7 protein-coding genes are annotated in these 5,440 nt (G+C 65.8%); all 7 read left to right on the top strand.

Translation table 11 applies throughout. The annotated features are described in order from the left end of the window. Nucleotides 1–169, top strand: a 169-nt coding sequence (locus tag FVS66_RS35025; protein ID WP_222946910.1) for a DUF6177 family protein, incomplete at its 5' end; no start/stop codon positions are given. Nucleotides 170–276: 107 nt separating this feature from the next. Then, the gene (locus FVS66_RS15815; RefSeq protein ID WP_149180239.1) at nt 277–612 is read left to right on the top strand and encodes a hypothetical protein; all 336 of its coding nucleotides are present in this window, start codon (nt 277–279) and stop codon (nt 610–612) included. 44 nt (nt 613–656) lie between these two features. Beyond that, a complete protein-coding gene (locus FVS66_RS15810; RefSeq protein WP_149180238.1) occupies nt 657–968 on the top strand; it encodes a pore-forming ESAT-6 family protein in 312 nt (103 codons plus the stop codon). 58 nt (nt 969–1,026) lie between these two features. Next, nucleotides 1,027–1,449 carry a DUF6507 family protein gene (locus FVS66_RS15805; RefSeq protein ID WP_149180237.1) on the top strand — a complete coding sequence of 141 codons (423 nt, stop codon included), beginning with the start codon at nt 1,027–1,029 and terminating at the stop codon, nt 1,447–1,449. Next, nucleotides 1,446–4,049, top strand: a complete 2,604-nt coding sequence (locus FVS66_RS15800; RefSeq protein ID WP_149181829.1) for a YwqJ-related putative deaminase — start codon at nt 1,446–1,448, stop codon at nt 4,047–4,049. The genes FVS66_RS15805 and FVS66_RS15800 overlap by 4 nt, the downstream gene beginning before the upstream one ends. 11 nt (nt 4,050–4,060) lie before the next feature. Then, entirely contained in the window at nt 4,061–4,435 is a 375-nt protein-coding gene (locus tag FVS66_RS15795) for a hypothetical protein (protein WP_262387020.1), read from the top strand. 250 nt (nt 4,436–4,685) lie between these two features. After that, a complete protein-coding gene (locus FVS66_RS15790; RefSeq protein ID WP_262387019.1) occupies nt 4,686–5,222 on the top strand; it encodes a pentapeptide repeat-containing protein in 537 nt (178 codons plus the stop codon). Nucleotides 5,223–5,440 lie beyond the last annotated feature (218 nt).

Raw genomic sequence — 5,440 nt, 5'->3', positions numbered from 1 at the left:
GCCGGGCGACCGTGCGCGGCGTACGCCGTTGTCGCGGGCTCCGGTGGAGCTGGGCCCGAAGGCCCGTCCGGCGCTCTATTACCCGCTGCCGGGTGATCCGTCCGACCTGTCCGGATGGAAGGACTTCGAGCTGCTGATGAGGCATCTGAAGGGCGCTCAGCCGCACTGATTGTGCGTCATACCCGGTCCGACACTGGCTGATTGCGGATTGCACTCGCGATACCCGGGTTGTTAGAGATGGGGGAGAATGCGAACACCAGACCGAGGGGGAGCCTGATGAAGTTCGACATGGGGGCGCAGGTTCTGGCGTCACTGATGAAGCAGTCAAATCTGTCCACCAACGATCTCGGACTGCTGATCCGTCAGCTCATCCAGGCGGCACAGCCGCTGGAGGGCAGGTTCAACGGCGCGGGCAAGGCGGCGTTCGACCTGTTCAAGTCGCGTTCCGACGAGATCACGGCCGAGTTGAACGCTTCGCTCCGGGCGATCCTGGGCGGCCAGGCCGGGATGGAGACGGCATTCGGCTCCGGTGACCAGGAGCAGGGCGAGAACGCGCGGACGCAGATGTCGGCGGCGAACTTCGACGCTGCGCGCTTCTCGGGCCGTAGCTGACCGTCGTACCTCAGCACGCGTATCTCACGGGGAGTGGATTTCTTATGGCAGCCAACAGTGACCGCCGTTCGTACGACCTGGGCGCCTCCAGCGAGGTGCAGGCCAATATCAAGGCTGTGATCGCCCGTCTTGAGCAGGTGATCACGGATCGTGACGCCCAGGTGAAGGCCGCGATGAAGGACTTCCAGGCCGATGGGGTGGCGGACGAGTACCACGGCAAGGAACTGCGCTGGAACAAGGCCTCGCAGGAGGTCAGGGCCATCGTTCAGCTGCTGAGGACGACGCTGGAGAAGAACGACGCGACCGCCCAGCAGACGCTCGCCCGGGCGAAGGCCGCCGTCGACAACATCGGCTGACGGTACGGCCGGGCGCAGGCAGCGGGATCGAGCACACGGGGGAACGGGGGGACGTTTCATGACGTCGTGGGACATCAAGCCGCAGGGCGTCCAGGGCCAGTTGCGGGCCACCGGCGCCAGGGCCGGGGACCTGGAGAAGGCCCTGACGGCGATGATCGACGATATGCGGGCGGCGGGTGAGGCCGCCGGCACGGCAGTGCCCGGCTCGGCGGCAGAGACCCATACACCTGGGCCGTGGGCGTCGGGGCCTTCGCTGACGCGCAAGGCCACAGGCCCGGTCGCCGCCGCACTCGCCGAGTACCTCCAGGAGCGCGGTAAGGACTTCACCTCGATGGCGGACCGGATCCAGGCCGCTGTGCTGGGTGCCGCCAAAGCCACGAACGCGTACGTCGAGGGCGACCTCGCCACGGCCCGGGAAGCCCAGAGCGCGGCTCGTTCCGTACGGCTGGACCTGCTCAAGGACGCCGGGGGGAAGAAGTGAGCGACAACCAGCCGGTGAATCCGGCCGAGATACCCGTCTTCACCGGCGACGAGGCAGCGCTCGACGCGAAGGTGAAGGCGATCAGCGGCCACGGGGTGAAGGTCGCCGCAGCGGCCGGTGACGTCCACACCACCTTCGGCGGACTGCGGGCCTTCTACCAGGCGCCCGAGGCCGACCAGCTGTTCGCCACGACCAGACCGGTCGCGGACAAGGCCCTGACGCTCAGCTCCGACATGTGCGTCATCGCCGGAGCCCTCGGTACGTACGCCAACGACATCCGCCCCCTGGCCCAGGAACTGGACAGGCTCAAAAGGGAGGCGGAGACGTTCCGGTCCCGGATCGCGGGCGACGACGAGTGGCGCGAGGACGGCGACCTCATCGACGAGAACAGGGCACGCCGCGACCAAATCGCCGAGCTCTGGACACAGTTCCAGGAAGCCGAGCGCGCCTGCCACTCCAAGATCGTCGCACTGGTCGGCGGCACACCACTGAAAGTCAACGACGGCTCCAACGCCAAGGACATGTACGGCTACGACGCCGAGGCCCTCAAACAGGCCGAGAGCCTTCCCTGGGGCGACGTCGTCGACGAGTCCATCCCCGGCTGGCAGTTCTGGGAACACGGCTGGGAGTTCGGCAAAGGCGTCGTCGTCGACGGTGTATGGGGCACCCTCGTGGGCCTGGGAACCCTGGCCGGCTTCAAAGGCGGCGACGCGGCGGGAGAGGCATGGAGCGGCCTGGCCGCCCTCGGCACGGGCCTGGGCCTGTCCATGCTCCCGGCCACCCGCAAGTACCTCTGGGACACGCCACCGGACCAGCTGCCTGCAGAGTTCCGCAAAGCCCGTACCGCCGTGCAAGAAACGGGTAAGGCGTTCCTGGCGTGGGACAAGTGGGAGTCCAACCCCTCCAGGGCCGCGGGCGAAGTCACCTTCAACGTCCTGACCACCGTCTTCACCGGCGGCGCCGGCGGTGCGGCAGCGGGCGCGGGCAAGGCGGGAGCGGTGGCCAAGGCGCTCTCCGTCGCGGGCAAGGCGAGCCGGGCCATCGACCCGATGACCTACGCCTTCAAGGGCGCGAGCGGCCTGATGAAGATCGGCGACGTCATGACCGGTCTCAAGGGCATCGGGGCCGTCGACATCCCGAAGATCGACATCGACGGCGCCGTCGCACTCCCGCACGGCTCGAAGATCCTTCCCGACGGAACGATCCACCTCCCCTCGGGCGCACCGATCCCCGAAGGCGCGCTCAGGCTCCCGGAAGGCACCGTCAAACTCCCCGAGGGCACCGTCACCCTCCCGCCCGGCACGGTCAAACTGCCCGTCGACGGCCCCGCCCAGTACATGGACCCCCCGGGCAACATCTACGACGCCGACGGCACACTCATCCAGAAGGCCCAGGACGCCCCCACCGGCAAGCCGGCCGCAGACGCGAACACCCCCGGGGCCGACACCCCGAAGACCGACACCCCGAAGACCGACACCCCCGCCACGGCCACGATCCCGGAACGCGAACTGGCTGCCGTCGGCGCCCGCAACGACAACGGCACCCGCCTGGGCTCGAACACCTCCGACCCGACCCGCCACACGGACGACACCCAGACACCCCGCCCAGACACCACCCCAGGCGGCACCACACCCGACAACATGCCCCGCAACAGCGCGGACAACATGCCACCGTCCACGGGCAGCAGCCCTCGCCCGGATACCCCGTCCCCTGGCGGCCACGCGGATACCCCGTCCACAGGCAACGGAGGAGGTCCCGACTTCCCGGGCGGCCGCCACCGCGACAGCACGCCGGGAAGCGGAGGCTCCGACGGGCCAGCGGTCCCACACCAAGGCGAGCCTGGGGACGGCCTAGGGATGCCCGGCCACGACCGGCAGACCCCGCATAGCTCGGAGGGGCACGGCGGGACACTTGACCACAACACTCCTGGCTCCGCTGCCACTCCGGAGGAAGCGCTCTCCCCCGACACGCACGTGGGCGAGAACGGAACCGTTCCTCCTCCTGGCCACGGTCAGAAGCTCTTGGAGCAGATCGACGCCGAGGGGCCACGTGTGACGAAGACGGACGGCACAATCACCCACGTCGACGGCCGACCGGTCGCCGACTACCTTGATGAGCTGGCCCAGCAGCGGGGAAGCGCGTACCGAGATGCCCGTGACTCAGGTGCCTTCCCCAGGAAGCAGACCGGGGCCTGTGTCGGCGCCGTCATGGATCTGAGGACTGGCACCATCATCGAGGGCATCAATGGTAAGGCGGATGTCGTGATCAAACTGGACGACTTGCACCCCACACTGCTGGCCCGATTGGAAACGATAGGGGACCCCCCGCCACACAAGGACGACCCACTGGGGCATGCCGAGGTCAAGGCCGCCAATGAGCTGCTCTGGATGCGAAAGCGGCAGGGGTTGCCGGACGACGCCTTTGCTCTCGCTCAGATGCGTGCGTCGGTGGACTTCCCCTATCTCAACGACATCGCGACGGGTCTCCTCGGCAGGCGGGCACCCTTCTGCGCGAACTGCAACCATATGCTGCAAGGACTGCCCAGCAGCCACGGCAGGTTCACTGGCTTTCCGCCGAGTGAAGAGAACTGGATCCCCTAATGAATTCTGTAGTGAGAATCGACGTCGATGATCCGGGCGTTGACATGGATGACGCTCAACGCATGCTCTATCGCGGAGCCCTTTTCTCCGGGGAAGTGGCTGAGTATCAGGGTGGACATCTGATCAGCCTGGATGAGTACAGCGGCGGAGTCCTGAACGGACTGTCTCGTGAGTGGTACCAGGACGGGACCTTGCGTTCCGAGGGGGTTGTCCGGGACGGCCGTGCGGTGGGTGAATTTAGGGAGTGGCACCCCAGCGGGGCTTTGAAGTCGCGAAAGCTCTTCGATGCTGCCAGTGCTTCTCTCCGCGAGGAAGATACCTGGGACGAGCGCGGTGCCCATCTGACGTCATGGCGCCGCGACGATGCCGAACGAAGCGCGCAATGAGTAAGCCGCAGGCGGGTAAAGAATCTCGCGGAACAGGTCGTCGACAAGTAGCGCACTGTTATTCTTGACGTGCGCCACGTGAACCAGGCAGCGATCGATGACATCAAGTCCATCGTCGAAAAGAACGGCTGGGAAGACAATGTCATTCGGTACCCGTAAGGGCTGGAGGCCGCGTGCGTTCCCCGCCGACCACGCTGCCGCTACCCGGCTCCGCGAGTGGCTACGGGAACACGAGGGTGGTCTCGATGCCGTGGGTCTCGACTTCAGAGGTGCCGATCTGGCCGACGGCGACTTCTCTGAGTCCTGGTTCACTGACGCCAAATTGGCTGGCGTAATGCTGGCTGAAACAGACTTCTATCGCGCAGATATGCAAGGTGCGGACCTTTCCGGGGTCAATCTCACCGGGGCCTCGTTGGTGCGAGCCAATCTTGATGACGCAACATTGAAGGCGGCGATTCTTGATGGGGTCGACCTCGTCAAGGCATCGCTCTACAGCGTCGATGCATCAGGGGCGAGCTTCCGTGGCACGCAACTCCTGGGTGCCTCCCTGCTGGACGTCAACCTCTGCGGTGCAGATCTGACAGACGCAACGGTGAGGGAGAATTCGTTCACAGTCAGGTTGGACGAGAACGCGATCCTGCAGGGATTCTCCGGATCGATTTTCGGTCCGATTGAAGTTTTGACCGGTGGAGCGGTCTGGGAAGTCGGCGGCACTGACCTCGAGCAATGGATTCGGGAACGGGGTGGATCCATTGAAGTCATCCCTCGAGGAGAATGCACCACGTGAGTCACACGGTCGGCCCTCTTGTGAATCAGCAACGGCATACTGACTCAGTGACCTCTTCCGATCTTGCCCGGATCGGGTGGTGACGGGGTTCGTGACGCAGGAAGCTCCTTGCCCGTTGCGATAGTGCCAACTGTCGCACGGAGCAAGGAGCTTCGTGGTCACCTATCGTGCCACCCTCGATGTACCTGATGCGCTGGTTTCCTGGCTGGAGGACCTGA

This window comes from Streptomyces sp. TRM49041 (genome assembly GCF_008271805.1).
In the GTDB taxonomy this organism is placed as follows: Bacteria; Actinomycetota; Actinomycetes; order Streptomycetales; family Streptomycetaceae; genus Streptomyces.
This window is presented reverse-complemented; position numbering and strand designations above follow the sequence as displayed.

What these genes read in the sequence shown, in the direction of transcription:
- FVS66_RS15815 (WP_149180239.1), top strand. Translation starts at nt 277, where the DNA reads ATGAAGTTCGACATGGGGGCGCAGGTTCTGGCGTCACTGATGAAGCAG.
- FVS66_RS15810 (WP_149180238.1), top strand. Translation starts at nt 657, where the DNA reads ATGGCAGCCAACAGTGACCGCCGTTCGTACGACCTGGGCGCCTCCAGC.
- FVS66_RS15805 (WP_149180237.1), top strand. Translation starts at nt 1,027, where the DNA reads ATGACGTCGTGGGACATCAAGCCGCAGGGCGTCCAGGGCCAGTTGCGG.